A 23,472-nucleotide genomic window follows, 5' to 3' on the forward strand; every position below is an offset into this window, starting at 1 on the left:
AGAGGGTGGTGTTCCGGTTGACGGAACGGGATCAGCGGCTGAGCCTGGACACGGCGGCGGCGCGCACGCTCGCCACGACGACCAAGTCGGTCCCGCAGACGAGCGAGATCTCCCCGCGCTGGCTGCTGCGGGTGCTCCCGTGGGTGGACGTGCCCGGCGGCACCTACCGGGTCAACCGCAGGCTCACCTACCCGGTGGGCGGCGGGCGGGTGAGCTTCACCGGGGCGGGCGCGCGGTTCCGGGTGATCCCGCCGTCCCTCGCCGAGCTGCCGCCGCTGCACGGGTACACCGATGTGCCCGTGCTGGAGACCCTGGCCGGACTGTTCGAGCAGCGCGACTACACCTCCGGCGAGGTGATCGTGCGGGCGGGCGACCCGGCCGAGGGGCTGCTGCTCGTGGCGCACGGCAAGGTGACCGTGCGCCAGGCGGGCGCGTACGGCAACAGCGTCGTGCGGGCGACGCTGTCCACCGGCGACCACGCCGGCGCGGACCTCCTGGCGCCCCGCGACGGGCCCGGGGACGGGCGCGGGGACGGACGCGGGGACGGGCGCGAGGACGGGCGCGAGGACGGGCCTGGGGACGGGCTGCCTCAGCCGGGCGGGCGGTGGCCGGTCACGCTGCTGGCCGCCACCACCACCTGCGCGGTGCTGTTCCTGCCGTGGGCCGCGTTCCGCACGGTGGCGGGCCGGTCGCCGTCGCTGGAGGCGCGGCTCGCCCGCCACCAGGCCCGGCCGGCCAGACCGCTCACCAGGCACGGCGAGGCCGCGATCGAGGTGGCCGCGGGCCACACCGGTGAGCCCACCCTGCCGGGCACGTTCGCCGACTACGACCCCGGCCCCCGCGAGTACCCGCTGAGCGTCTCCCAGGCGGTGCTGCGCGTGCACACCCGGGTCGCCGACCTGTTCAGCGACCCCATGGACCAGACCGGCGAGCAGCTCCGGCTGACGATCGAGGCGGTGCGCGAGGCGCAGGAGCGCGAGCTGGTCAACAACCGCGACTTCGGCCTGCTGCACAACGCCGACCCGCGCCAGCGCGTCACCACGCGCACCGGCCCGCCCACCCCCGACGACCTCGACGAGCTGCTGTGCCGCAGGAAGAAGTCGCGCTACTTCCTCGCCCACCCGGCCGCGATCGCCGCGTTCGGCCGCCAGTGCAACCGCGGGGGCGTCCACCCCGAGCCGGTCGAGGTGGACGGACGCATGGTGCCCGCCTGGCGGGGCGTGCCGATCCTGCCGTGCGACAAGATCCCGATCTCCCGCCACGGCACCACGTCGATCCTCGTGCTGCGCACCGGCGAGGCCGACCAGGGCGTGGTCGGCCTGCGTCAGACCGGCGTCCCGGGTGAGCGGGAGCCCGGCCTGAGCGTGCGCAGCACCGGCATCGACGCGCGGGCCGTCGCCTCCTACCTGGTCAGCGCGTACTACTCGGCCGCCGTGCTGGTGCCCGACGCCCTCGGCGTGCTCGACGACGTCGAGCTCTGCGACCCCGGAGTGACCCCATGACCGACCAGCCGTTCGAGCTCCCCGACTTCTACCTGCCGTACCCGGCGCGGCTCAACCCCCACGTGGAGGAGGCCAGGAGCCACTCCCGGCAGTGGGCCCGCGACATGGGCATGCTGGAGGGGTCGGGCATCTGGGACCAGCGTGACCTCGACTCCCACGACTACGCCCTGCTGTGCGCGTACACCCATCCCGACTGCGACGCGACCATGCTGGGTCTGATCACCGACTGGTACGTGTGGGTGTTCTTCTTCGACGACCACTTCCTGGAGCTGTACAAGCGGACCGGCGACCGGCGGGGCGGGCGCGACCACCTCGAACGGCTCGCGGCGTTCATGCCCATGGACCTGGCCGGCGGCTTCCCCGAGCCCGCCAACCCGGTGGAGGCGGGCCTGGCCGACCTGTGGGCGCGCACCGTGCCCGGCCGGTCACGTGACTGGCGGGCCAGGTTCGCGGAGACGACCCGCAACCTGCTGAACGAGTCGCTCTGGGAGCTGTCCAACATCAACGCCCACCGGGTGCCCAACCCGGTCGAGTACATCGAGATGCGCCGCAAGGTCGGCGGCGCGCCGTGGTCGGCCGCCCTGGTGGAGCACGCGGTCGGCGCCGAGGTGCCCGAGCGGGTCGCCGGCTCCCGGCCGTTGCGGGTGCTGCGTGACACGTTCTCCGACGGGGTGCACCTGCGCAACGACCTGTTCTCCTACCAGCGCGAGGTGGAGGACGAGGGCGAGCTGAGCAACGGGGTGCTGGTCCTGGAGACGTTCTTCGGCTGCACAACGCAGGAGGCCGCCGACGCCGTCAACGACCTGCTCACCTCCCGGCTCCAGCAGTTCGAGCACACCGTCGCCACCGAGCTGGGGCCGCTGTTCGTGGAGCACGCCCTCGACCCGCTGGCCTGCGCAGGCGTGCTCGCGTACGTGAAGGGGCTGCAGGACTGGCAGTCGGGCGGTCACGAGTGGCACCTGCGCTCCAGCCGCTACATGAACGAGCGCGCCGACCGCGGCGGCGGGCTGGGCATGGGGTCGATCACCGGGCTTGTCGGCCCGCAGCGGGTGCGTGCCCGCACCCACGTGCCGCACCAGCGGGTCGGGCCGTCGGTGATCCCCGACCTGTGCATGCCGTTCACGCCGAAACTCTCGCCGCACCTCGACGCGGCGCGGGCCGACGTCGTCGCCTGGGCGCACGCGATGGGCATCCTCGAAGCCCAGCCGGGCGTCGCCGGGTCCGCCGTGTGGGACGAGGAGAAGCTGCTCGACTACGACCTGCCGCTGTGCGCGGCGGGCATCCATCCGGACGCCTCCCTCGAACAGCTCGGCCTGTCGTCGGCCTGGCTGGCCTGGGGCACCTACGGCGACGACTACTTCCCCGTCGTCTACGGCCGCGCCCGCAACCTGCCCGCCGCCAAGGCCGCCGTCGACCGGCTGCCGGCGTTCATGCCGCTGGACGGCCCGGTCACCGCCCAGCCGGTCACCGCGTTGGAGCGCAGCCTCGCCGACCTGTGGACACGTACGGCCGGCGCGATGCGGCCCGCCGCGCGCCGCGCCTTCCGCAAGGCCGTCGAGGACATGGTCGAGAGCTGGCTGTGGGAGCTGGTCAACCAGATCGAGCACCGCGTGCCCGACCCGGTCGACTACGTCGAGATGCGGCGGATGACGTTCGGCTCGGAGCTGACGATGAGCCTGTGCCGCCTGGCCCACGGCAACCGGGTGCCGCCGGAGATCTACGAGAGCGGGCCGATGCGGTCGCTGGAGAACTCCGCCATGGACTACGCCGCCCTGCTCAACGACGTGTTCTCGTACCAGAAGGAGGTGGAGTTCGAGGGCGAGGTGCACAACGTGGTGCTGGTCGTGCAGACCTTCTTCGGCTGCGACTACCCCACGGCGCTCGCCGTGGTCAACGACCTGCTCACGTCGCGGATGCGCCAGTTCCAGCACGTGGCCGAGCACGAGCTGCCGGTCCTGTACGACGACGCGGGCCTGGACGAGGAGGCGCGCCGGGTGCTGCGCGGTTACGTCGAGGAGCTGCAGAACTGGATGTCCGGCATCCTGGTGTGGCACCGGGAGTGCCGCCGCTACGACGAGGCGTCCCTGCTCCGCCACCACCGCCCGCCTCGCCCGTTGCCCGGCGGGCCGACCGGTCTCGGCACCTCGGCGGCGCTCCTCGCCGGGCGCTGATGCGGCTGCGGCTCCTCGCGCCAGCCCAGCAGCCGGATGACCCGCTCCTGGTTCGGGGTGACGTTGCGCAGGCGTACCCATCGTTGCGCGGCGGGCACCGTGGGCAGGAGCAGCACCCGCAGGCCGGAGACGTCGACGAAGGTGAGCGCGCCCGTGTCGACGGTCACGTGACGGCCACGGGGGCGGCAGCGTTCCAGCGTCCGGGCCAGCGCCTGGCTGTTGGTGACGTCCACCTCGCCGGCGAGCACCAGCAGGGGACCGTCCTCGCCGGCCCGCAGAAAGATCCGGACCAGCTTGTCGGCGTAGAGCAGGCGTTCGGTCATGTCCGTGCCGCCCATCGGCTCACCCCCTCTCCCACGCGCGGGGGTTGCCGCCGGACAGCCGGCGCCGCTGCCTCGGACGGAGGGTGACCGCCGTCGCATGACGAGGACCCGGAACCAGATTATCTGAAATGTCTTTTCATAAGTGATATGCAGGCTAAAGACGTGGTATCAGGGTCCGTGGGGTAATAGCCGGAACGCCCGGCGGGGGTCGAGGAGGACCTCGATCCCCGCCGGGCGCCGCGGGCCGTACGGACTTTCCTGATCGACCGTCGTGACCCAGGTGTCGCACCCGAGCCTGGACCCGGTGCCGGTGCCGGCATCGCCATCACCGCCGCCCGTCGTGCTCGTCGCCGCGGACGGCCTGGGGCCGCCGCACTCACGTTGGCGGTGATGTCCGCCGGTCAGGGGGCGGGCGTCCCTTGCGGGCCGCCATCTCACGCCCGCACCCACCGGCGGTCATGTCGTCATCCCGCGCCGGGGCGACGGCTCCTTTTCCGGTGTCCACGTCTGGACACCGGTCGCCCGTCGCCGTCACCCTGCCGGCTCGCGGTCGGGACTCCTGGGGCGCTGGTCAGCGCCGGCCTCCGGCTCGTCGTCGGACGGATGCGGTGTGGTCACCGGTGGGTGTGCACAGTCCACCGGCACGGCCGCTCGATCCCTCCGGGGGCACCGCCGCCATCACGCGGGTGCCGCCGTCGTCCGAGTGGCCGCCTGCTCCACACCGATCCGCGCTCGGCGAGCACGGGCGCCGGTCCGGCCAGGGCCGTCCGCACGGGGCACCACGGTCACCTGACCGCGTCACGTGCCGCGCGGATGGACGCGCGGGAGGCCGCTGCCTCCCCGGGCCGTCCGGGTCTGCCGGTCGTTCAGCAGGGGTCGGCGCAGACGATGCCCTGGGTGGCCAGACCGGAGGCGGCGCCCTGGTTGTTCAGCGCGGAGACGTCGATCTTCGACAGCTTGTCGACGTTGAGCACGTGGACGTTCTTGACCGAGTTGTTGGCCACGCCGTTCAGCAGGCTCGCGCCGCTGAGGGCCGACCACTGGCTGCCGATCTGGTTGCCGGTGTTGACCGCGCCGGAGGAGCCGACGGGGCGCACCACGCACTGGGTGGTGGTGATGGTCGACTTGGCCTCGCACCAGGTCGCGCTGATGGAGCTGGTGGCGACGGGCGCGGCGACGGCGGGCTTGGCGATGACGCAGTTGGTCGTGGTGACGACCGGCTTGGCGACGCAGTTGGTCGCGCTGATGACCGGCTTGACCGCGCACACGTCGGTGGTGACGGCGGGCTTGGTGACGCAGTCGGACGTCCTCTTGACCGGGGCGGGGTTCGCGTCGGCAGAGGCGGCAGTGGCCGAGATACCGAACGCGAAGCCGGCGATGGCTGCACCGACGAGAATGCGACGCATCATTTTAACTTCTCCTTTGTTGGGGATTCCGCGCGGAGGGGGTTTGCGCTTCATCTGGATCACCCTCACAGGTCTGCGAGGGCCGAATAAAGATCCCGCGCCCCGGCCTGCCACCGCAACCGAAATTCGCTAAGTCGGAGTCAAATACGGGCCTCAATCGCTTGGCACTTGATGCTGTGTTGTCCTGATATATCTCGATTACTCCAGGCTTGGCCGGTGGGTATCGGCGGCTATTTTTCAGCTTATCGTCATATGCGCTACCGGCCTGATCAAAGGGCGTTTTATCCCCATACAGCAGGAGGAATACTCCCGGCGGGAGGTCTGGGACAGCGTCGACGAGGAGGTGCGACGCGGAAACGAGCAAGGGAGCGCTGAATATGCCATGGACCGAATACGGACGCTTCTCCTGAAGGCGGTGACAAGCGGAACCTGCGTAATGCTGATCACCATGAATTGCATACCTGCGCATGCCGCGAACATCATCCGCCCGTCATGCGTCGCCTGTACGGCCGCCGGGAAGCCGCCGGTCCGCGAGCCCGCGCCGGGCCGGCCTCCGAAGGGCCACGACGGGCGCGGGAGCACGCCCGGACCCGCCCGCACGCACCCGGCCGGCGGCGGCAGGCACCTCCGGGGAGCGGTCACCGGCGGCGGACAGCGCCGGGAGACGGTCACCGGCGCACGTCGGCAGGAAGGGACGCGCACCGCCGGGACGCGGCGCCGGGCTGCGGGCGGTGACGCGCGCCACGCGACAGCCGGTCACGGGAAGCCGCGCCACGCGACAGCCGGTCACGGGAAGCCGCGCGAAAGGGCGGCGGCCGGTGGCGGAAAGCCTGGCCACGCGGCGGCCGGTGCCGCGAAGCTGCGCGAAAGGGCGGCGGCCGATGGGGAGCGGCGACGCCCGCCCGTGACGGGACGCGCGGCGGCCGCCGGCACCCGGAAGCCCGAGACCGGCGACGCGGCGAACCCGGCGGGGACGCGGAAACCGGTGACGGCGGGAGAACCGATGGAGACGCGGAGAGCGCCCACCTCGGGAGAGCCGATGGGCACGGAGCAGTCCGTGCCGGTGGGCGGGGCCGTGGCCCGGCCGGTGGAGGCGGCCGCGGGTCTGCAGGGCGTGGTGGTGCGTGGGCGGCAGCCGGGAGCCGTGGCGGCGCGGGCCGCGCTGGGCATGCTGGGCGTCCCGTACTCGTGGGGCGGCGGCGGCCCGCAGGGCCCCGGATACGGCATCGGGCGAGGCAGCAGGACCAAGGGCTTCGACTGCTCGGGCCTGACCGAGTACGCGTGGGCCGGGGCGGGGGTGCCCATCGGCTCCACCACGTCCGAGCAGTGGCGTTCGGGCACCCGGGTGCCCAGGGAGCGCGTGCGGCCGGGTGACCTGGTGTTCTACGACAGCAAGCCCAAGCGGCCCGGACCGGAGCACGTGGGCCTGGCCGTCGACGGGGAACGCGTGGTGGCCGCGCCGTTCACCGGGGAGGTCGTCCGCCTCGCCCCGCTGGAGCGACCGGACCTCATGGGAGTGGTCCGCCCCGGCCCGGACCAGCAACCCGCCGCGGACCAGCAGCCCGCCGCAGGCCAGCAACCCGCCGCAGACCAGCGGCCCGGGACGGCCCGCTTGAGCGGGTGAGTGTCCCGGGCCGCCCGCGCATCACGCCCGCGAACGGGCGGAAACCGTGGCCTCGCGAGAATCCACGGTCGTCGCGATGTGCGTTCACTGGGCGCCGGACCGCGAAGGAGATGGCGTCCGGCAGCCGGCCGGCAGGTGACCGGCGGACCGCCGGAGGAGACTTCGCGTCCGCGCCCATGGGTGGCGTCAGCCGTTGGTCAGCGCGGTGACGTTGAGCTCGGAGGCGCGGGTGATGTTGAGCACGTACACGTCCTGCACCGAGTCGTTGAGGACGTTGTTCGCCGCGGTCAGGTTGTCGAGCGCGCTGAACTGGCTGAGCACGCTGTTGCCGCTGTTGAACGGTGCGGAGTCGGCGGAGGCGGCGGTGGCCGAGAAGCCGAACGCGGCGCCCGCGATTGCAGCACCGACAAGAATACGACGGATCATGTTTGTTTTCCTCCGTGGATCGGCGCACAATTGGCGGCGCCATAGTCGATTGCGCAGGGCTGTAAGGTGCCGCCAATAACAATCCCCAACCACATGCGGGCGCCGCAACCCAAGAAAGCCTCGCCGGGGTCAAGGAGCCGCCTCGTTTTCTTGGCACACGGTTTCGCACGGCACACGAACTCGCTTCATATACAGAATGACCCGGCGAGGCGGCTGCTCCGTTTGGAGATGATCACCCTAAACTTGGCCGCCGCCTTCAGGTGGGCAGCCCCGGCGAAAAACATCGGTCCGCGTATCACCCCGGCCGGGGCGCGTGCCGCCGGAAAGCGTCAAGGCGCGCGCCGCTTTTCCCAGCCGGAGGTCACGCCTGTTCGTGCACGGTCTCGTCGAGGCGGGCCAGGGCGCCGGACAGGCGCTGGAGGGCGTCGAGGCAATCGCGGACCCCCTCCACGCCCAGCTCCGCGACGAGCCGGTCGGCGAAGGCCCGGTGCCCCGGGACGATCTCGGCGATCGCCTCACGCCCGGCCGCCGTGGGTTGCAGGAGCTTGGCCCGCCGGTGGGCGGGGTTGGGCCGGTATTCGGCCAACCCCTTCTCCACCAGCAGGTCAGCGACCCGCTGCACGCCCTGGCGGGTCATGCCCATGGTCCGGGCGATCCCCGCGACGGGCCTCGGCTCGCGCAGCACCGCGCCGAGCACCTGCCACCAGGCCGCCGTCAGCCCGGCCGGCCCGGCCAGCCTCTCCGACACCTCGAGGAACTGGCCGTTCAGCCGGAAGACGGTCAACGCGGTGGCCGAGAGCAGGTCAGCCGACTCGCTCATGCATTCATCAACACCTCGTACGCCGAGGCGTCGCTCCTGCTGAACAGCCGGAACCAGGCGTCGAGGACCTCGGGCCGGTAGACGTCGAGGCGGCCCAGGATCTCACGGGCGAAGGCCACCGGCTCCGTGGGCCCGGCGGTGATCAGGTCGCCGTCGGTCACCGCGTCCTCGTCGCGGTAGCGCTTGGCCCCGGCGTAGCCCTCCTGCGCCTCCAGATACTGCACCACGGCGCTGGTGTGGTCGCGGTCGTCGAGCAGCCCCTCGCGGGCCAGCCCGGCGGTGGCGCCGCAGATCGCGGCGACCGGGACGCCCGCGTCGAGGAAGGTCCGGGCGGCGCGGGCGAACGGCGCGAGCGAGTCGCCCGCGTCCCACAGGTCGGCGCCGGGCAGGATGAGCAGCGCGCTGGCCTCGGGGGCGAGGCGGTCGAGCGTGATGTCGGGGGTCACGCGCATCCCGCCCATGGTGGTGATCGGCTCGGCCGTCAGCGCGACCGTGACGATCTCGTAGCCTCCCGGCTCGCGGTGGAAGCGTCCGCTGCGGAGGTGGGCGATCGCGTGCCCGGCCTCCCAGTCGGCCATGGTGTCGTAGACGGCGAGGTGGACCGGCTTCTTCGTCGTGTTCATGACAGTATCTTGTCACAACGACAACATGTTGTCAATACGGGGACGTGCGAGGATAGGGGCATGGCAGAGATCGTCGGCGGGGGGCAGCCGGTCAACGACGCGGAGCGGCGGGTGATCGCCTACCTCCGCGACCACGCGCCCGCCGACTGGCTGCTGCTGCACAACGTCGAGGTGCCCCGCGGCCATGACGTCTTCGAGGTCGACCTGATCGTGCTGACCGGCCACTCCCTGGTGGTCATCGACGTCAAGGGCACCCGCGGGCGCATCGAGGTGTCGGGCTCGCGGTGGTTCCCGCCGCGCCGCGAGGCGTTCGGCTCCCCCGTGACCAAGCTGCGCGGCACCGCCAAGGCGCTGAAGGGCCTGCTGGTGTCCAGGGCGACCCAGCTTGAGCGGGTTTACGTCGACAACCTCGTCGTGCTGACCTCGCCCGACGCCGTGCTGGTCGACCCGGCCGGGCGCGACCGGCCCAACGTGACCGACCTGCCCCGTCTGGTCGCCACGCTGAGCGACGTGTCGCGCATCAGACGCGGGTGCAGCCCCGACATCAGCCCGTACCTCACCAAGATCCTCGACGCGCTCAACCAGACCGTGCGGCGCAGCACCGCCCCGCCGCGCTTCGGCAACTGGGAGGTCGAGGAGCAGCTCGGCGGCGACGCGCGGGTGACCGAGTACCGCGCCTTCAACGCCACGCTGCCGGGCAGCGAGACCGTGTTGCTGCGCGTCTACCAGGCCGACCCGCTCGCCGACGAGGAGTCGCGGGCCGCCGAGCGGCAGCGCATCGCCAACGCCTACCAGACGCTGGCCCGCATCCCCCCGCATCCGTGCCTGGTGCGCTCGCGCGACTTCTTCGCCATCGACGACGAGAGCCGGTTCGTGCTCGTGCTCGACGACGTGCACGGCGAGGCGCTCCACCTGAGCCTGGGCAAGGGCGCGCGCCTCGGCGTGATCCAGGACCTGCTGCGCGGCCTGGCCCACGCCCACGCCCACGGCGTCATGCACCGCGCCCTGACCCCCGCCTGCGTGCTGGTGACCGACGACGGGCACGCGGTGCTGACCGGGTTCGACTACGCCAAGCCGGGGCCGCGCAACTTCACGGTCGCCCACGAGCTGACCAACGTGCTCGACGCCCACTACGTCGCCCCCGAGTGCAACGACCGGCCCGACCGGATGACCGCCGCCTCCGACGTCTACGCGGCCGGGGTGATCGCCTACCAGCTCCTCACCGGTGAGCTGCCGGCCAGCGCCGACGCCCACGGCCCCGACGTGCCCGACGTGGTGCGCCAGATGCTCGACCACTCGCCGGTCAAGCGGCCGACCGCGGCGGAGGCGCTCGACGCCCTCCAGGGGATTCCCCAGCAGTCGCGGCTCAGGCGGCTGGTCCGCCGCATCGTGTCCGGATCATGAGCCCGCAGACCTGGCCGTCGCAGGCCGCCTGACCGGCCGGGCGCCTACGCCGGGAGTTCGCGCCGCAGCGCGCCGGCGTGCTGGAGGTAGTTGAGCGCCAGAACGGTGCGCCCGGCCGTACGGTGCAGCTCGCCCAGCATCTGGGTGGTGGACGCCTCGCCGCTGCGGTCGCCCAGCTCGCGGAAGACCACCAGCGACCGTTCGAGGCGAGCCGAGGCCCCGGCAAGCTGGCCGCGCGCCACCTGCAACCCGGCCAGGCTCTGCAGGGCGTAGGCGCCGCAGTGCCGGTCGCCGAGCGACTCGAAGATGTCCAGGGCGTGCCGGTGGAAGGACATGGCCTGGTGGAGCTGCCCCATCTGCAGGCAGACGCAGCCTTCGCGGTGCGCGTCGCCGAGCTCCTGGGCCAGCCGCATCGCCTGCCGGAGCGAGGCGTCGGCCTGGGCGTAGTCGCCGGCCTTGAGACAGACGCGGCCGATGGCCTGCCGGGTGAACGCCTCGCCCTGGGGGTCGCCCGCGGTCAGGAACATGGCGAGGGCGCGCCTGAAGTGGCCGAGCGACTGCGGGTGCCTGCCGCGGAACTGGCTGACCGCGCCGAGCCCGCAGATGGAGGTCGCCTCGGCCCGCAGGTCGCCGAGGTCGTGGAAGAGCTGCCGGGCCCGGGTGAAGCCCTCCGCCGCGTCGTCGTAGCGGTCCTGGTAGAGCGCCACCTGCGCGAGGCCCCGCAGCATGGCGGCCTCGCCGTACGTGTCGCCGGCGACGCGCGCGGCGTCCAGGGCGAGGGTGTGGGTGCGCTTCCAGGTGTCGAGCAGGCAGTGCAGGTCGAGGTACGGGACCATGGCGGCGGCCAGGCCCCACGCCGACTCGGCCAGGCCGGCCCCGGCCGCGACGCCGACGGCGCCGACCAGCGAGTCGTGCTCGGCCTCGAACCAGCCGAGCGGATCGGAGGTCAGGCGGTCCAGGGTCTGCCTGGGTAACTGCCAGCGCGGGGTGCGGGGCGCGGTGAGGCTGAAGACGGTGGTGGGTAACCGGCCCATGGCGTGCTCGGTGGTCGCGGTCCAGGCGGCCAGCACCCTGGCGAGCCCGGCGCGGTCGGGGCCGCGTTCGAGGGCGTGCCGGCGGACCAGGTCGGGCACCCGGTAGCGCGGCTGGCCGACGGGGTCGGTGCCGACCAGCTCCAGCAGGCTGACGTCCACCAGGAGGTCGGTGACGTCATCGGCCCGGTGACGGTCGAGCGCGGCGTCCACCACCCAGCCGGGCTGGGCGAGCGCGCCGAACTGGCCGAACGTGCCGAGTGTGCGGGCGGCCTCGTCGGTCAGGTGGCGGTAGCTGCGGTCGAGGCTGTCGCGTACCTCGGTGAGCTCGCTGAGCCGGTCGTCCTCCAGCCGCTGCCTCAGCACGGCGAGGGACCAGCCGGGCCGCCCGGCCAGCCGCGCGCCCGCGCTGCGGACGGCCAGCGGCAGCCTGCCGCACACCTCGACGATGGCCCGGGCGTCCTCCTGCTCGCGGGCCACCCGGTCGGCGCCGACGATCCTGGTGAACAGCCGCATCGCGTCGTCCTCGGTCAGCTCGCCCAGGTGGACGTGCATGGCGCCGGGGAGCTGGGTGATGCGGCGCCGGCTGGTCACCATGACGGCGCTGTCGTTGCCGGGTAACAAGGGGCGCACCTGCGCCGCGTCGAGCGCGTCGTCCAGCAGGACGAGCATGGGCCGCTCCGCCAGCAGCGACCTGAACAGCGCCGAGCGCTCGCGCAGCGTGGGCGGCGGGGTCTCGGTGCCGAGTGCCCTGAGCGCCTCGGCGAGGACGTCGGTCGGCTCCCGCCCGTCGAGGTCGAGGTAGAGCTGCCCGGCGGGGAACCGGTCGCGCAGGCCGTGCCCGGCGTGTACGGCCAGCGCCGACTTGCCCGCCCCGGGCGGGCCGGAGACGACCGCGATCTGGAACGGCTCGGCCAGCAGGGCGAGGTCGTCGTCCCGGCCGGTGAAGTCGGGCAGGTCGGGCGGAAGCTGCCGGGGCGCGGCGGGCGGCGCCTCGTCGGCGAGGATCGCCTCGTACGTCGCGCGCAGCTCCGCTCCCGGTTCCACGCCCAGCTCGTCGACGAGCTGCTTCCTGATCGTGGCGTAGGCCCGCAGCGCCTCGGCCTTCCGGCCCCCGCGGTGCAGAGCCAGCACGAGCCGCCCCCACAGGTCCTCGCGGTAGGGGTGCTCCGCCAGCAGGCCGCGCAGGTCGGTGACGGCGCCCGCGTGGTCGCCGCGGTCCATCCGGCGGCTGATCACCTCCTCGGCGGCCCGGAGGCGTACTTCGTGGAGGGGTTCGAGGCGGCGGTCCCAGACGGGGCTGCCGGGCAGGTCGGCCAGCGGGGAGCCGCGCCACAGCGCCAGCGCGTCGGCGTGGCGGCCCTGCCCGACCAGGTCCTCGAAGACGTGCAGGTCGAGCGCCCCCTCGGGGACGTCGATCGCGTATCCGGTGCCGTCGCCCCGCAGCAGGCCGCCGGCGGGCTCGCCGCCGGCTCCCGTGAGGTCGGACCTGAGCGAGCTGACGTAGGTGCGCACGTTGGCCTGAGCCGAGCGGGGCGGGCGCTCCGGCCAGAGCACCTCGACGAGTTGGTCGGCGCCGACCACCCGGCCCGTGTCCAGCAGCAACGTGGCCAGCAACAGGCGGGGTTTCCTGCCGGAAATCCGGACGGGCTGGCCCGATGACCGGACTTCCAGCGGCCCGAGCACATGAAAAGTGACCGTCATGACCGCATCTGCTCCTTTTGGAGGCGTGAGAGCTCTTTGTATCGGGTCTGGACGTTTCTTGTGCGCCATATGCCGACCCTTGTCTCAGAGATCCCACGGGAAAGGATCACCACATGAAGCTCAATGGAGTGCTTGTAGCCGGTTGCGCAGTGTTATTCGGCCTGGCCACGGCTACGGCGGCGGCAGCGGACCCCGCGCCCGCCCCCACCCCGACCCCCACGGCCACCGCGACGGCGACGCCGACTCCGACCCCCACGGGTACGGAGTCACCCGCCCAACTCCTGGCTGCTCCGAACTTCCAGTTGCCGTTCCCCTGTGGACAGACCTGGAACGGCAACAACAGTGCCAGCAGCGCGCACAAGGCGTACGAACTCGACTTCAACCGGGGCGCAACGGCCGGCGCCGACCTCGGTGACACGGTCGTCGCCGCAGCCGCGGGCACCGTCGGCATCTCCGCCCACCAGGGCAGTGTCAACGGCTTCGGCAACCTGGTGACGATCAACCACGGTGGCGGCTACGTCACCTACTACGCCCACCTGAACAGCCGCTCGGTCTCCGCGGGCCAGACGGTCTCGCAGGGCCAGAAGATCGGCACGGTCGGCAAGACCAGCAGGCCGGGCAACAACATCTCCCCGCACCTGCACTTCGAGGTCCGCAAGGGCAGCGGCTACCCCTCCAACATCCAGCGCGCGGTCTTCGACGGCAAGACGTTCCCCTACCCCGCCGGGAACGTGACCTCGAAGAACAAGTGCTCCGGCGGTGGCACCCCCACCAACCCGCACACCCCCGAGAAGGTCTGCGGCTCCGGCTACAAGGTGGTCGACTCGCAGGCCCTCGGCAGCGACGGCCGCGTCTACCTGCTCTACAGCAGCGCCAGCGGCAACAACTGCGTGGCCACGGTCAAGGCCAAGTCGCTCGGTGCGAACACCACCACCGCCGCCTTCCTCGAGGTGCAGGGCAGCGCCCGTAAGACGGACTCCGGCAGCTACGGCTACTACGCCGGGCCCGTCACCGCCAAGGCCCCCGGCAAGTGCGTGAAGTGGGGCGGCAAGGCCGGCGTCAGCACCTACACCAGCCCCTTCGAGCATTGCGGATCATGAAACTCAGAACTCTCGCCCTCGCCGGACTGATCGCCGTGTCCGGCCAGCAGGTGGCCTACGCCGCCACCGCCTCCCCTTCCTCCACGTCCACCGCGGCACCCCTGGCCGAGGCCTTCACCAAGGCCGCCGCCGGCTCTGAAGTGCCGCTCGACCTGCTCGTCGCCCTGGGCTACGCCGAGACCCGTCTCGACGGCCACAGCGGCGAGCCCAGCGCCAGCGGCGGCTACGGCGTCATGCACCTGGTGAGCAACCCCAGGACGAAGACGCTCGAAGAGGCCGCCAAGCTCACCTCGCAGCCGGTCGCCGAGCTGAAGTCCGACGACGCGGCCAACGTGCTCGGCGGCGCCGCGGTGCTGCGTGCCCGGGCCGACGCGCTCGGGCTGGACGCCGCCGCCCGCAAGGACCCGGCCAAGTGGTACGGCGCCGTCGCCGCGTACGCCAACGCCGCGGACGAGAGCACCGCCAAGCTCTACGCCGACGCCGTGTACGAGGTCCTCGCCGCCGGCGTCGAGACGGCCGGTGTGCGGACCGCCCCGCGCGCCGTGCAGCCGGAGCTCGGCACCTACGCCGACGCCGAGCCGCGCACGCTCGCGGCGGCGACCGACTACCCGGGCGCGCTCTGGAAGGCGGCGCACAGCAGCAACTACGCCGTGTCCAACCGCCCGACCAGCGACAAGATCGACCGGATCGTCATCCACGTGACGCAGGGCTCCTACGCCGGCTCGATCTCGTGGTTCCAGACCGGCCCCCGGCCGAACCCCACCTCCGCGCACTACGTGATCCGCTCCTCCGACGGCCAGATCACGCAGATGGTGCGCGAGAAGAACCGCGCCTTCCACGCGGGCAACTGGAACCGGCGCTCGGTCGGCATCGAGCACGAGGGCTACGTGGACAACGCCTCGTGGTTCACCGACCAGATGTACCGCGCCTCGGCCGCGCTGACGCGCAACATCGCCGACAGGTACGGCATCCCGAAGGACCGCACCCACATCGTGGGCCACAACGGGGTGCCCGGCGCGGACCACACCGACCCGGGTCCGCACTGGAACTGGACCAAGTACATGAGCTACGTGACCGGTGGCTCGGGCGGTGGCGGCGGCACCAACCCGCACACCCCCGAGAAGGTCTGCGGCTCCGGCTACAAGGTCGTCGACTCGCAGGCCCTGGGCACCGCCGGCACGGCGTACCTGCTGTACAACACCGCCACCGGCTACAACTGCGTGGCCACGCTGAAGAAGATCTCGCTCGGCAAGCCCAGCGCGGTCAGCGCCTTCCTGGAGCCGCAGGGGTCGAGCCGGAAGAGCGACTCGGGCAGCTTCGCCTACTACGCGGGACCGGTCACCGCCAAGGCGCCCGGCAAGTGCGTGAAGTGGGGCGGCTCGGTCGGCTCCGCCACGTACACGAGCCCGTTCGAACACTGCGGCTGATCATCTGATCCGGCCCGGACGGCCTTGGCGCACCCGCTGACACCCGCGGCGCGCCAAGGCCGTCTCCGTGTGCGCTTCCCCGTGCGCGCTTCCCCGTGTGCGGAGTCCGGCACACTGGAGCGGGTGAGCAAGCCGAACCTGGCGCGCAGGGTCGCCGACGCGGCCGAGATCGCGCTGGCCAACCGGAAGTACGTGACGTTCATCGACGTGGTGACCGGGCTGCGGTGGCTGCACTCGCGCCATGTCGACACCTGGCGGCAGGGCCGGGCCGCGACCCTGGCCGAGCTGGCGGCGGTAGACGACGAGCGCCTGGTCCAGGCGGCCGGTCTGCTGCGTGACTGGGCCGAGGCCAAGGGGCTGCGGCCGGTCGAGACCCCGTACGTGTCGGGCAGCCGCGACCGGCGCGAGCTGCGCTTCACCACCGCGCACCCGCAGGAGGCGTTCCGCACGCACTGGCTCTCCCCCGCGCTGAGCGAGGCGCGGGCGCGGCAGCTCACCGAACGCCAGAGCAAGGCGCCCGACCTGGTGGTCGTGGCCCCGCTGGCGCCGTGGACGTGCGCGTCCTGCGCCGACACCGGCCCCTACCTGATCATGGAAGACGATCGCCCGCACTGCCTGACCTGCGCCGACATGGACCATCTGGTGTTCCTGCCGTCGGGCGACGCGGCTCTCAGCCGGCGGGCCAAGCAGGAGAGCGGCCTCGCGGCCGTGGTCGTCCGCTTCAACCGGCGTCGCAAGGTCTACCAGCGCCAGGGACTGCTGGTGGAGGAACGCGCGCTGGAGGCGGCCGAGGAGCGCTGCCTGGCCGACGAGGAGGCGCGGCTGCGCCGCCGCGAGCGGGACCGCGACCGCCGGGCGGACCAGGACGTGGAGTTCCAGGAGCGGATGGCGGCCGAGATCGCCCGGCTCTTCCCCCGCTGCCCGGCCGAGCGGGCCCGGGAGATCGCCGTCCACGCCGGGCTGCGCGGCAGCGGCCGGGTGGGCCGCACCGCGGCGGGCCGGGCGCTCGACGCGAACGCGATCACCCTGGCCGTGGTCGCCTCGATCCGCCACCTGGACACCGACTACGACCGGCTGCTGATGGCCGGGGTGCCCCGAATGGAGGCCCGCGACCGCATCAGGGAGACGATCGACGGCAAGCTGGCCGAGTTCCGAGGAGAGGCATGACCGACTGGCACGAGGTGCGGGAGAGGCTGCGGGAGTTCGCGCTGGGCCTGCCGGAGACCCACGAGGACCATCCGTGGGGCGACACCGTCATCAAGGTGAACAAGAAGGTGTTCCTCTTCCTCGGCGTGGACGAGCCGACCGAGAAGTGGGACCCGTCGTTCGGCGTGAAGCTGCTGTCGGAGGCCCACGGCCACGCGCTGACCGTCGAGGGAGCGGCGCCCACCGGCTACGGCCTGGGCCGGGCCGGATGGGTCACCGTGCCGCTGCTCGCCGAGCTGCCGCCGGTCGAGGTGCTGCTCGACTGGGTTGAGGAGAGCTACCGGGTGATCGCCCCCAAGCGGGCGGTCAAGCTGCTCGACGAGAGGGACTAGCCTCGGTCGGCGAACGCGGCCAGCACCACGCCGAGCGTGCGCTTGTTCGACCCCTGGGCCTTGGCGTCGGTGGAGTTGACCGTGTAGACGAGGGTGCGGCTCAGGTCGCGGGTGGCGCCGACGCCCGCGGCGAAGCCGTACCTGGCGCCCGTCTTGCCGTAGCCGACCACGCCGCCGGGCAGCGTCAGCCGCGTCATGCCGGAGGTGTGGCTCGCGGGCCCGCCGCTGCCGTACGTCCTGACGGGCGGCACGGTGAACATGACCTCCAACTGGGCCGGGGGCACGACCCTGCCGGAGAACAGGGCCTTGACGAACCTCTCCAGGTCGGCGGTGGTCGAGACGAGGTCGCCGGAGGCCCATGTGGAGGTGGAGCTCATCTCGGTCATGTCGACCACGTGGGCGTCGCCGTACCGGAAGGCGTTCCGGAAGCCCTCGGGGACGACCTGGTAGCCGTGGGTGTGCCGGCCGCGGATGCGGACCGAGTCGCCCGCCAGGTAGCTGTCGCGCATGCCGACGGGGCGCAGGATCCTGGTGGTCACCTCGTGCTCGTACGTCCGCCCGGTGATCTTCTCGATCAGCAGGCCGGCGACGAAGGTGTTGATGTTCACGTAGTGCTGCTCGGTGCCGGGGGTGAACTCGATCGGGTTGCGCACGGCCAGGGCGACGTACTGGCGCGGCGTCCACTTCTGGAACCGGGTGGCGTAGACCCGCTCCAGGTCGGCGGGCAGGTCGGGCGACGGCAGGCCGCTGGTGTGGTTGAGCAGCCGGCCCACGGCGATGTCCGGGTAGCTCTCGGGCAGCAGACCCGGCAGCCGGCTCTGGACGGTGTCGTCGAGCGAGAGTTCGCCCTCGGCGACGAGCTGGAGCACGACCGCCGTGGTGAACATCTTGGTGACGCTGCCCGCCCGGAACCTGACCCCCTCCCGGGCCGGGCGCTCGGTGCGCAGGTCGGTCACGCCGGCGACGCCGTGCCAGGAGCCGCGCGAGCCGCCCACGCGCACCTCCGCCGCGGTGGCGTCGGCGGCGGGCAGGTCCCCGATGCTCCGCTTCAGCGCCGCCTTGTCGATCGGCGGCACGTCGATCGGCGGGACGTCGGCCGCCACGGCGTGCGCCGGCGTCACGGCGAGGGCGGGGCCGGTCATCGCTGTGCCGGCGAGGGCGGCGAGTGCGAGGGCGGCGGCGGCGGTGCGAGCGCGCTTCATGGTGGCGTATCTCCAGGTAAGGGGTGGTTTCGGGGTGGTGCCCATCCTGTCGAGCACGCGCTCCCACCGGATCGCCGACGCAGGCGATCTTCCACCTCACTCTCGCGAGGGAGGTCTCCCCCGCTCAGGTGACCGGCAGCCGCCGCGCGTACCGCTCGTCCCGCCACAGCTCCTTGTCCAGCACCTCGGCCAGCGTCGCCGCGGCGTCGTGGACGTCCACGTAGCGCGTGTAGAGCGGCGCGAAACCGAAGCGGAGGATGTCCGGCGCCCGGAAGTCGCCGTGCACGCCGCGCTCGATCAGCGCCCGCATCACCGGGTAGCCGTCGGGGTGGCGCAGGCTCACCTGGCTGCCGCGCCGCTCCGGCTCGCGCGGCGAGGCGACCTCCAGCCGGTCGCCCACCAGGTCGAGGAAGAGCGAGGTCAGCGCCATGCTCTTGGCCCGCACCCGGGCCATCGGCACCCGCTCCCAGATGTCCAGCGCGGCGTCCAGCGCCGCGAACGACAGCACGTGCGGGGTGCCCACCGCGAACCGCCTGATCCCCTCGGCCGGCCGGTAGTCCGGCTCGAACGCGAACGGCTCGGCGTGCCCGTTCCAGCCGGACAGCGCGTTCTCGGCGTCGGCCAGGTGGCGCGGGTTGACGTACAGGAAGGCCGGCGCGCCCGGTCCGGCGTTCAGGTACTTGTACGTGCAGCCGACAGCGAAGTCGGCCCCGGAGACGTCCACCTCCATCGCGCCCACGCTGTGGCACAGGTCCCAGACGATCAGCGCGCCCGCCGCGTGCACCCGCGCCGTGACCTCGGGCACGTCCTGCCGCGCGCCGGTGCGGTAGTCGACCTCCGACAGCAGCACCACGGCCGCGTCGTCGAAACGGCCCTCGGCCAGGTCGCGGACCTCGTAGCCGCCCAGCGTCCTGGCCAGTCCCTGCACGATGTAGTGGTCGGTGGGGAAGTTCGCCGCGTCGGAGACGATCACGCGGCGGTCCGGGCGCAGCCGCAGGGCCGCCGAGACCGCCTGGTGGATCGCGACAGAGGTGGTGTTGCCCACCACGACCTGTCCGGGGCCGGCGCCGATGAGCGGGGCCAGCCGGTCGCCGAGGGTCAGCGGCTGGGTGTACCAGCCGGCGTGGTTCCAGCCGCCGACGAGTTCGCGTCCCCACTCGTCCTCGACCGCCTGCCGCACCCGCTCCGCGGTCCGGCGGGGCAGCGCGCCGAGCGAGTTGCCCACGAGGTAGACGATCCCCTCGGGCAGCACGAACTCGTCCCTGAACTCCCGCAGCGGGTCCGCCGCGTCCAGCGCCAGGCAGTGCTCTCGATCCGGCATCCGGTGGCTCCTTCCTCCGTGGTGTCGTTCACCGGTCGGAAACAGGGTCGTTCATCCCGAGAAGACCGCGCGCACCGACCCCAGCCCGTCGATGCGCGCCTCGAACACGTCGCCCGGCTCCACGGGCACCACCGGGCCGAGCGCGCCGGTCAGCACGACCTCGCCCGCCCGCAGTGGCCGGTCGCCGCGACCCAGTGCCGTCGCCAGCCAGGTGGCGGCGTTGAGCGGGTGCTCCATGCAGGCCGCGCCGGATCCCGCCGACACCTCCCGCTCGCCGCGCGTCATCGTCATCGCGGCCTGCCGCAGGTCCAGCCCGGCCAGCGGGACAGGGGTGTTGCCCAGCACGAACGCCCCGCCGGAGGCGTTGTCGGCGATCGTGTCGACCAGCGAGATGTCCCAGTCGGCGACGCGCGAGTCGGCGATCTCGATCGCGGGCAGCGCGAACTCCACCGCCCTGATCACCTCCGCCGCCGTGAACGGCCCGCCGACCAGGTCGCGGCCGAGCACCAGCGCGATCTCCGCCTCGGCGCGCGGCTGCAGGAACCGCTCCACCGGCACGGGCAGCCCGTCGAGGAAGGCCATGTCGGCGAAGAGCGTGCCGAAGTCCGGCTCGCCGATGCCGAGCTGCCGCTGGATCTGCGCGTTGGTGACGCCGATCTTCCGGCCGACCGGTCTGCGTCCCTCCTCCAGGGCCCGCCGCACGTTGATCTCCTGCACGGCGTACGCGTCGCGCGGCGTGCTGATCACGTCGCGGACCGGGGGGCACGGCTTGCCGGAGCGGGCCGCCTCGGCCAGCCGGTCGGCCGCCTGGCCGCGTGTGTCGACCGCCTCGGACCATTCGTCATACATGCGGACCGCTCCTCACCCTGGTCGTGACCGATTCCCCTCATGTCCGGGTATAGAACGGCAGAGGGCCGGGGACAACCGTGTACCCGGACCGCCATCCTGGACACCATGCAGCAGCGCATCGATCACGTGACAGCCCACGACGGCTCCTTCGACGTCCACCTCTGGCTGCCCGACGGCGGCAGCGGGCCCGGCATCCTGCTGATCCAGGAGATCTACGGCGTCGGACCGTACATCGCGAAGGTGGCCGAGGACCTCGCGGCGCGTGGCTACGTCGTGGCCGCGCCCGACCTGTTCTGGCGGCTGCACCCGGGCTGGGTGGGCGAGCACACCCCCGAGGGCACCGCCGCCGCGATCGAGCTGGCCGGCAGCTTCGACCTGCCGCAGGGTGTGGCCGACTGCGTGCTCACCCTGGCCCATCTCGGCGAACTGCCCGAGGTGACGGGCGGGCTGGGGGTGCTCGGGTTCTGCCTGGGCGGGTCGGTGGCGTACATGCTGGCCACCCAGGCCCGCACGGCCGCCGTGCTGTCCTTCTACGGTTCGGCCGTGCCGGAGGCGACAGGGCTCATGGAGCGCATCGACACGCCGCTGCTGCTCGTCTTCGGCGGGAGCGATCCGTACATCCCGCGCGAGCAGGTGGCCGCGGTGGAGAGCGCCGCGGCGGGCCGGGCCGACGTGCGGGTGCACGTGGAGGAGGAGGCGGGGCACGCCTTCCACAACAGCGAGTCGCCGATGTTCCACCAGCCGGAGCCGGCCGCCCGGGCGTGGGAGGTGGCCACCGCGTTCCTGCACCACCACCTTCCCACCCGCTGACCACCCGCTGCCCACCCATCGCCGGCCACACCGGACGCCCCTGCCTGCCCACCCCCGCCCTGCCATCGGCTCGGCACCCCCCCACCGGGCGGCAGGGGGCCCTATCCGTGGGGCCACCTTCCCGTACCCCCGGGCCGCCGCCATCATGATCCGGTGACGCAAACCTGGGAGCTATGGGGAAATGTCGTCATCGCAGGCGTCCTCGCACTCCCCCTGGCGGCCGCGGCGGTGTTCCTGCTCGCCCGCCGCCGCGCCCGTGCCGGGCACCCCGCTCCCGCCCGCACCGCGCTCGCCGACGTCGGCGTCGTGACCGGCACGCTGCCCTGGGTCTGGATGATCCTCACCCCGTCGAGCGGTCGGACAGGAGTCGGTCTCGTGCCGTTCACCGACCTCGCCACGCTCGTTCACGCGCCATGGCAGACCGTGTTCGTGCAGGTGGGCGGCAACCTCCTGGTGTTCGCGGCGCTCGGCGCGCTGCTGCCGGTACGCAGTGCGCGCCTCGCCTCTCCGGCCCGTGTCGCGGCCCTCGCCTGCCTGGCCTCGGTCACGGTGGAGACCCTCCAGTACGCCCTGCGGCTCGGCCGCCATTCCTCGGTGGACGACGTGCTCGTGAACACGCTGGGCGCGGTGCTGGCCGCGCTGGTTACGCGCCGCTGGTGGGCCGGCCGGATACCGGCTCGACCTGTTCCGCGTTAACGGTCCGGCGAAACACCGCTTCCTTCACCACACGGGCACGATCCGCTCAAACAAAGCTCGGGACCAACCTCCGTATCTGTGCGATCGTGGACAAGAGGGGGCAAGTTCTCTGGAGACGCCAAACCCGGTTGGTGACAGAGGGTGGTCAAACGTGTCTGAATCGGTTCCCCACGATCTTCCGATCTATCGACGCATCGCCGACGGCCTCCGCGCCCGGATCCTCTCCGGCGAACTGCGCGACGGGGACCGGTTGCCCGGCGAGAACACGCTGATGTCCGACTACTCGATCGCCCGCGCCACGGCCAGGCAGGCGCTCGCCGTCCTCATCAACGAGGGCCTCGCCGTGCCCAAACGCGGGTCCGGCGTGTACGTCCGGTTGTTCAAGCCGATCCGCAGGCACGGCTCGCGCCGGCTGTCCCGGGAGCAGTGGGGCGAGGGCAACGCCATCTGGGACGCCGACACGCGCGGCCGGCCGTTCGCCGTGGACGAGGTCGAGGTCGTACGGGAGCGGGCCTCGGACGAGGTGGCCCGCGTGCTCGACGGCGCCGAGGTGTGGGTCCGGCGCCGCCGCTACTCGGTGGACGGGCGGCCGGTGCAGCTCGCCACCTCGTTCTTCCCCGCCGAACTGGTCGAGGACAGCGCCATCACGACACCCGAGACCGGCCCCGGCGGCGTCTACGCCAGGCTCGGCGACCTCGGCGTGGCTCCCGCGCACTTCACCGAGGAGGTGCGCGCCCGGATGCCCGCCCCCAGGGAGAGCGAGCTGCTCGGCCTGCCGGGTGGCACACCGGTCATCGTGGTCGCCCGGACCGCCTACACCGCGGGCGGCAGGCCCGTCGAGTACAACGAGATGGTGCTCGACTCCGCGGCGTACATCCTGCAGTACGACTTCGACGCTTAGGTCAAGGTGTTGCCAAGCGATAGGTTGACCTGTCTTCCGAGATCATAGACATCTCTAGAGATGTGCCGCACCCTGCAAGGGAGATGGCACCTCGTCTGGGGCCCCGGAAGGATGAGCAGATGTCCTTTGACCGGCACCTCGCCGACATCGCCCGGGAGTTTCCCCAGTGGACCATCTGGCGAAGCGACGCGGGCCGCTGGTGGGCGACACGTCACCATCCGCTCAGCGACACGCAGCGCGACGCCGGATGCGCGATGACCATCGACGCGGACGACCCGGCCGCGCTGCGCGAGCAGTTGCGCGACCAGGAGGGCCGCAACGACGGGCACGAGGGCGGGGCCGGTGAGAGCGAGGGGTGCACCGGCCCCGACTCGCCCTGACGCGCCTGCCGCCGCACCGGCCCCGCACCCGGGCCGGGGGACGGCAGGCGCGCACGAGCAGCCCGGTGCCGGGTCCAGCGTCTCGGCGGCCCCGGCACCGGGCCCCCAGCGAGCCTCCGGGAATCCAGGCTCCGGAAAACAGAGCGCAAGACGGGCCCCGCGAAGGACGGGCGCACGAAGACGGGGCCGCAGACGCGGAAGCCTCCGACCCGAT

At 72.4% G+C, this 23,472-nt stretch carries 21 protein-coding genes; 12 read left to right on the forward strand and 9 right to left on the reverse strand.

From position 1 onward, the window contains the following. Positions 1 to 17: 17 nt before the first annotated feature. Positions 18 to 1,502: a family 2B encapsulin nanocompartment shell protein gene (locus FHU36_RS10810; protein ID WP_185083587.1), complete on the forward strand. Its 1,485-nt coding sequence runs from the start codon at positions 18 to 20 to the stop codon at positions 1,500 to 1,502. Continuing rightward, complete coding sequence (locus tag FHU36_RS10815; protein WP_185083588.1) at positions 1,499 to 3,673, forward strand: terpene synthase family protein; 2,175 nt, start codon at positions 1,499 to 1,501, stop codon at positions 3,671 to 3,673. Before FHU36_RS10810 ends, FHU36_RS10815 begins: the two co-directional genes overlap by 4 nt. Here FHU36_RS10815 and FHU36_RS10820 read toward each other — a convergent pair. Continuing rightward, the gene (locus FHU36_RS10820; protein ID WP_185083589.1) at positions 3,571 to 4,011 is read right to left on the reverse strand and encodes an STAS domain-containing protein; all 441 of its coding nucleotides are present in this window, start codon (positions 4,009 to 4,011) and stop codon (positions 3,571 to 3,573) included. The genes FHU36_RS10815 and FHU36_RS10820 overlap by 103 nt on opposite strands. Positions 4,012 to 4,862: 851 nt before the next feature. After that, complete coding sequence (locus FHU36_RS10825) at positions 4,863 to 5,405, reverse strand: hypothetical protein (RefSeq protein ID WP_185083590.1); 543 nt, start codon at positions 5,403 to 5,405, stop codon at positions 4,863 to 4,865. 1,000 nt (positions 5,406 to 6,405) lie between these two features. Between FHU36_RS10825 and FHU36_RS44310 the strand changes: the two genes are divergently transcribed. Next, positions 6,406 to 7,026, forward strand: a complete 621-nt coding sequence (locus FHU36_RS44310; RefSeq protein ID WP_185083591.1) for a C40 family peptidase — start codon at positions 6,406 to 6,408, stop codon at positions 7,024 to 7,026. A gap of 186 nt (positions 7,027 to 7,212) precedes the next feature. On the opposite strand, the gene FHU36_RS10835 is transcribed toward FHU36_RS44310, so the two are convergent. The 3 genes from FHU36_RS10835 to FHU36_RS10845 all read right to left on the reverse strand — a co-directional run bounded on the left by FHU36_RS10835 (position 7,213) and on the right by FHU36_RS10845 (position 8,895). Continuing rightward, positions 7,213 to 7,452 carry a hypothetical protein gene (locus FHU36_RS10835; RefSeq protein WP_185083592.1) on the reverse strand — a complete coding sequence of 80 codons (240 nt, stop codon included), beginning with the start codon at positions 7,450 to 7,452 and terminating at the stop codon, positions 7,213 to 7,215. 361 nt (positions 7,453 to 7,813) lie between these two features. Next, a complete protein-coding gene (locus tag FHU36_RS10840; RefSeq protein ID WP_185083593.1) occupies positions 7,814 to 8,272 on the reverse strand; it encodes a MarR family winged helix-turn-helix transcriptional regulator in 459 nt (152 codons plus the stop codon). Beyond that, the gene (locus FHU36_RS10845) at positions 8,269 to 8,895 is read right to left on the reverse strand and encodes a type 1 glutamine amidotransferase family protein (RefSeq protein ID WP_185083594.1); all 627 of its coding nucleotides are present in this window, start codon (positions 8,893 to 8,895) and stop codon (positions 8,269 to 8,271) included. Before FHU36_RS10845 ends, FHU36_RS10840 begins: the two co-directional genes overlap by 4 nt. 60 nt (positions 8,896 to 8,955) lie before the next feature. Between FHU36_RS10845 and mads6 the strand changes: the two genes are divergently transcribed. After that, a complete protein-coding gene (gene mads6 / locus FHU36_RS10850) occupies positions 8,956 to 10,299 on the forward strand; it encodes a methylation-associated defense system protein kinase MAD6 (RefSeq protein ID WP_185083595.1) in 1,344 nt (447 codons plus the stop codon). 44 nt (positions 10,300 to 10,343) lie between these two features. Here mads6 and FHU36_RS10855 read toward each other — a convergent pair whose 3' ends face one another. Then, a complete protein-coding gene (locus FHU36_RS10855; protein WP_185083596.1) occupies positions 10,344 to 13,034 on the reverse strand; it encodes an AfsR/SARP family transcriptional regulator in 2,691 nt (896 codons plus the stop codon). 113 nt (positions 13,035 to 13,147) lie between these two features. Here FHU36_RS10855 and FHU36_RS10860 point away from each other — a divergent pair, with 113 nt between their 5' ends. The 4 genes from FHU36_RS10860 to FHU36_RS10875 all read left to right on the forward strand — a co-directional run bounded on the left by FHU36_RS10860 (position 13,148) and on the right by FHU36_RS10875 (position 17,099). Further along, on the forward strand, positions 13,148 to 14,134 hold the full coding sequence (locus tag FHU36_RS10860; protein WP_185083597.1) for a M23 family metallopeptidase: 987 nt from the start codon (positions 13,148 to 13,150) through the stop codon (positions 14,132 to 14,134). After that, the gene (locus tag FHU36_RS10865) at positions 14,131 to 15,561 is read left to right on the forward strand and encodes an N-acetylmuramoyl-L-alanine amidase (RefSeq protein ID WP_185083598.1); all 1,431 of its coding nucleotides are present in this window, start codon (positions 14,131 to 14,133) and stop codon (positions 15,559 to 15,561) included. Before FHU36_RS10860 ends, FHU36_RS10865 begins: the two co-directional genes overlap by 4 nt. Positions 15,562 to 15,684: 123 nt before the next feature. Next, positions 15,685 to 16,728: a DUF2293 domain-containing protein gene (locus FHU36_RS10870; RefSeq protein ID WP_312891534.1), complete on the forward strand. Its 1,044-nt coding sequence runs from the start codon at positions 15,685 to 15,687 to the stop codon at positions 16,726 to 16,728. Next, entirely contained in the window at positions 16,725 to 17,099 is a 375-nt protein-coding gene (locus tag FHU36_RS10875) for an MmcQ/YjbR family DNA-binding protein (RefSeq protein ID WP_185083599.1), read from the forward strand. Before FHU36_RS10870 ends, FHU36_RS10875 begins: the two co-directional genes overlap by 4 nt. Here FHU36_RS10875 and FHU36_RS10880 read toward each other — a convergent pair. The 3 genes from FHU36_RS10880 to FHU36_RS10890 all read right to left on the reverse strand — a co-directional run bounded on the left by FHU36_RS10880 (position 17,096) and on the right by FHU36_RS10890 (position 20,471). Beyond that, entirely contained in the window at positions 17,096 to 18,301 is a 1,206-nt protein-coding gene (locus tag FHU36_RS10880; protein WP_185083600.1) for a serine hydrolase domain-containing protein, read from the reverse strand. The two genes, FHU36_RS10875 and FHU36_RS10880, sit on opposite strands and share 4 nt — an antisense overlap. Positions 18,302 to 18,425: 124 nt before the next feature. Further along, on the reverse strand, positions 18,426 to 19,622 hold the full coding sequence (gene kynU, locus FHU36_RS10885; RefSeq protein ID WP_185083601.1) for a kynureninase: 1,197 nt from the start codon (positions 19,620 to 19,622) through the stop codon (positions 18,426 to 18,428). A 51-nt stretch (positions 19,623 to 19,673) separates the two neighbouring features. Next, entirely contained in the window at positions 19,674 to 20,471 is a 798-nt protein-coding gene (locus tag FHU36_RS10890) for a 2-keto-4-pentenoate hydratase (RefSeq protein WP_185083602.1), read from the reverse strand. A 105-nt stretch (positions 20,472 to 20,576) separates the two neighbouring features. On the opposite strand from FHU36_RS10890, the gene FHU36_RS10895 reads away from it, so the two are divergent. From FHU36_RS10895 to FHU36_RS10910, 4 genes are all read left to right on the forward strand, one after another. Further along, positions 20,577 to 21,281, forward strand: coding sequence for a dienelactone hydrolase family protein (locus FHU36_RS10895; protein ID WP_185083603.1), 705 nt, complete (start codon positions 20,577 to 20,579; stop codon positions 21,279 to 21,281). 153 nt (positions 21,282 to 21,434) lie between these two features. After that, a complete protein-coding gene (locus FHU36_RS10900; RefSeq protein ID WP_185083604.1) occupies positions 21,435 to 21,977 on the forward strand; it encodes a VanZ family protein in 543 nt (180 codons plus the stop codon). A 151-nt stretch (positions 21,978 to 22,128) separates the two neighbouring features. Further along, the gene (locus FHU36_RS10905) at positions 22,129 to 22,878 is read left to right on the forward strand and encodes a GntR family transcriptional regulator (protein WP_185083605.1); all 750 of its coding nucleotides are present in this window, start codon (positions 22,129 to 22,131) and stop codon (positions 22,876 to 22,878) included. A 119-nt stretch (positions 22,879 to 22,997) separates the two neighbouring features. Beyond that, positions 22,998 to 23,258 (forward strand): FliH/SctL family protein, encoded by a 261-nt coding sequence (locus FHU36_RS10910; protein WP_185083606.1) that lies wholly within the window; start codon positions 22,998 to 23,000, stop codon positions 23,256 to 23,258. Positions 23,259 to 23,472 lie beyond the last annotated feature (214 nt).

This window comes from Nonomuraea muscovyensis (assembly GCF_014207745.1).
GTDB classification, from domain to species: Bacteria; Actinomycetota; Actinomycetes; order Streptosporangiales; family Streptosporangiaceae; genus Nonomuraea; species Nonomuraea muscovyensis.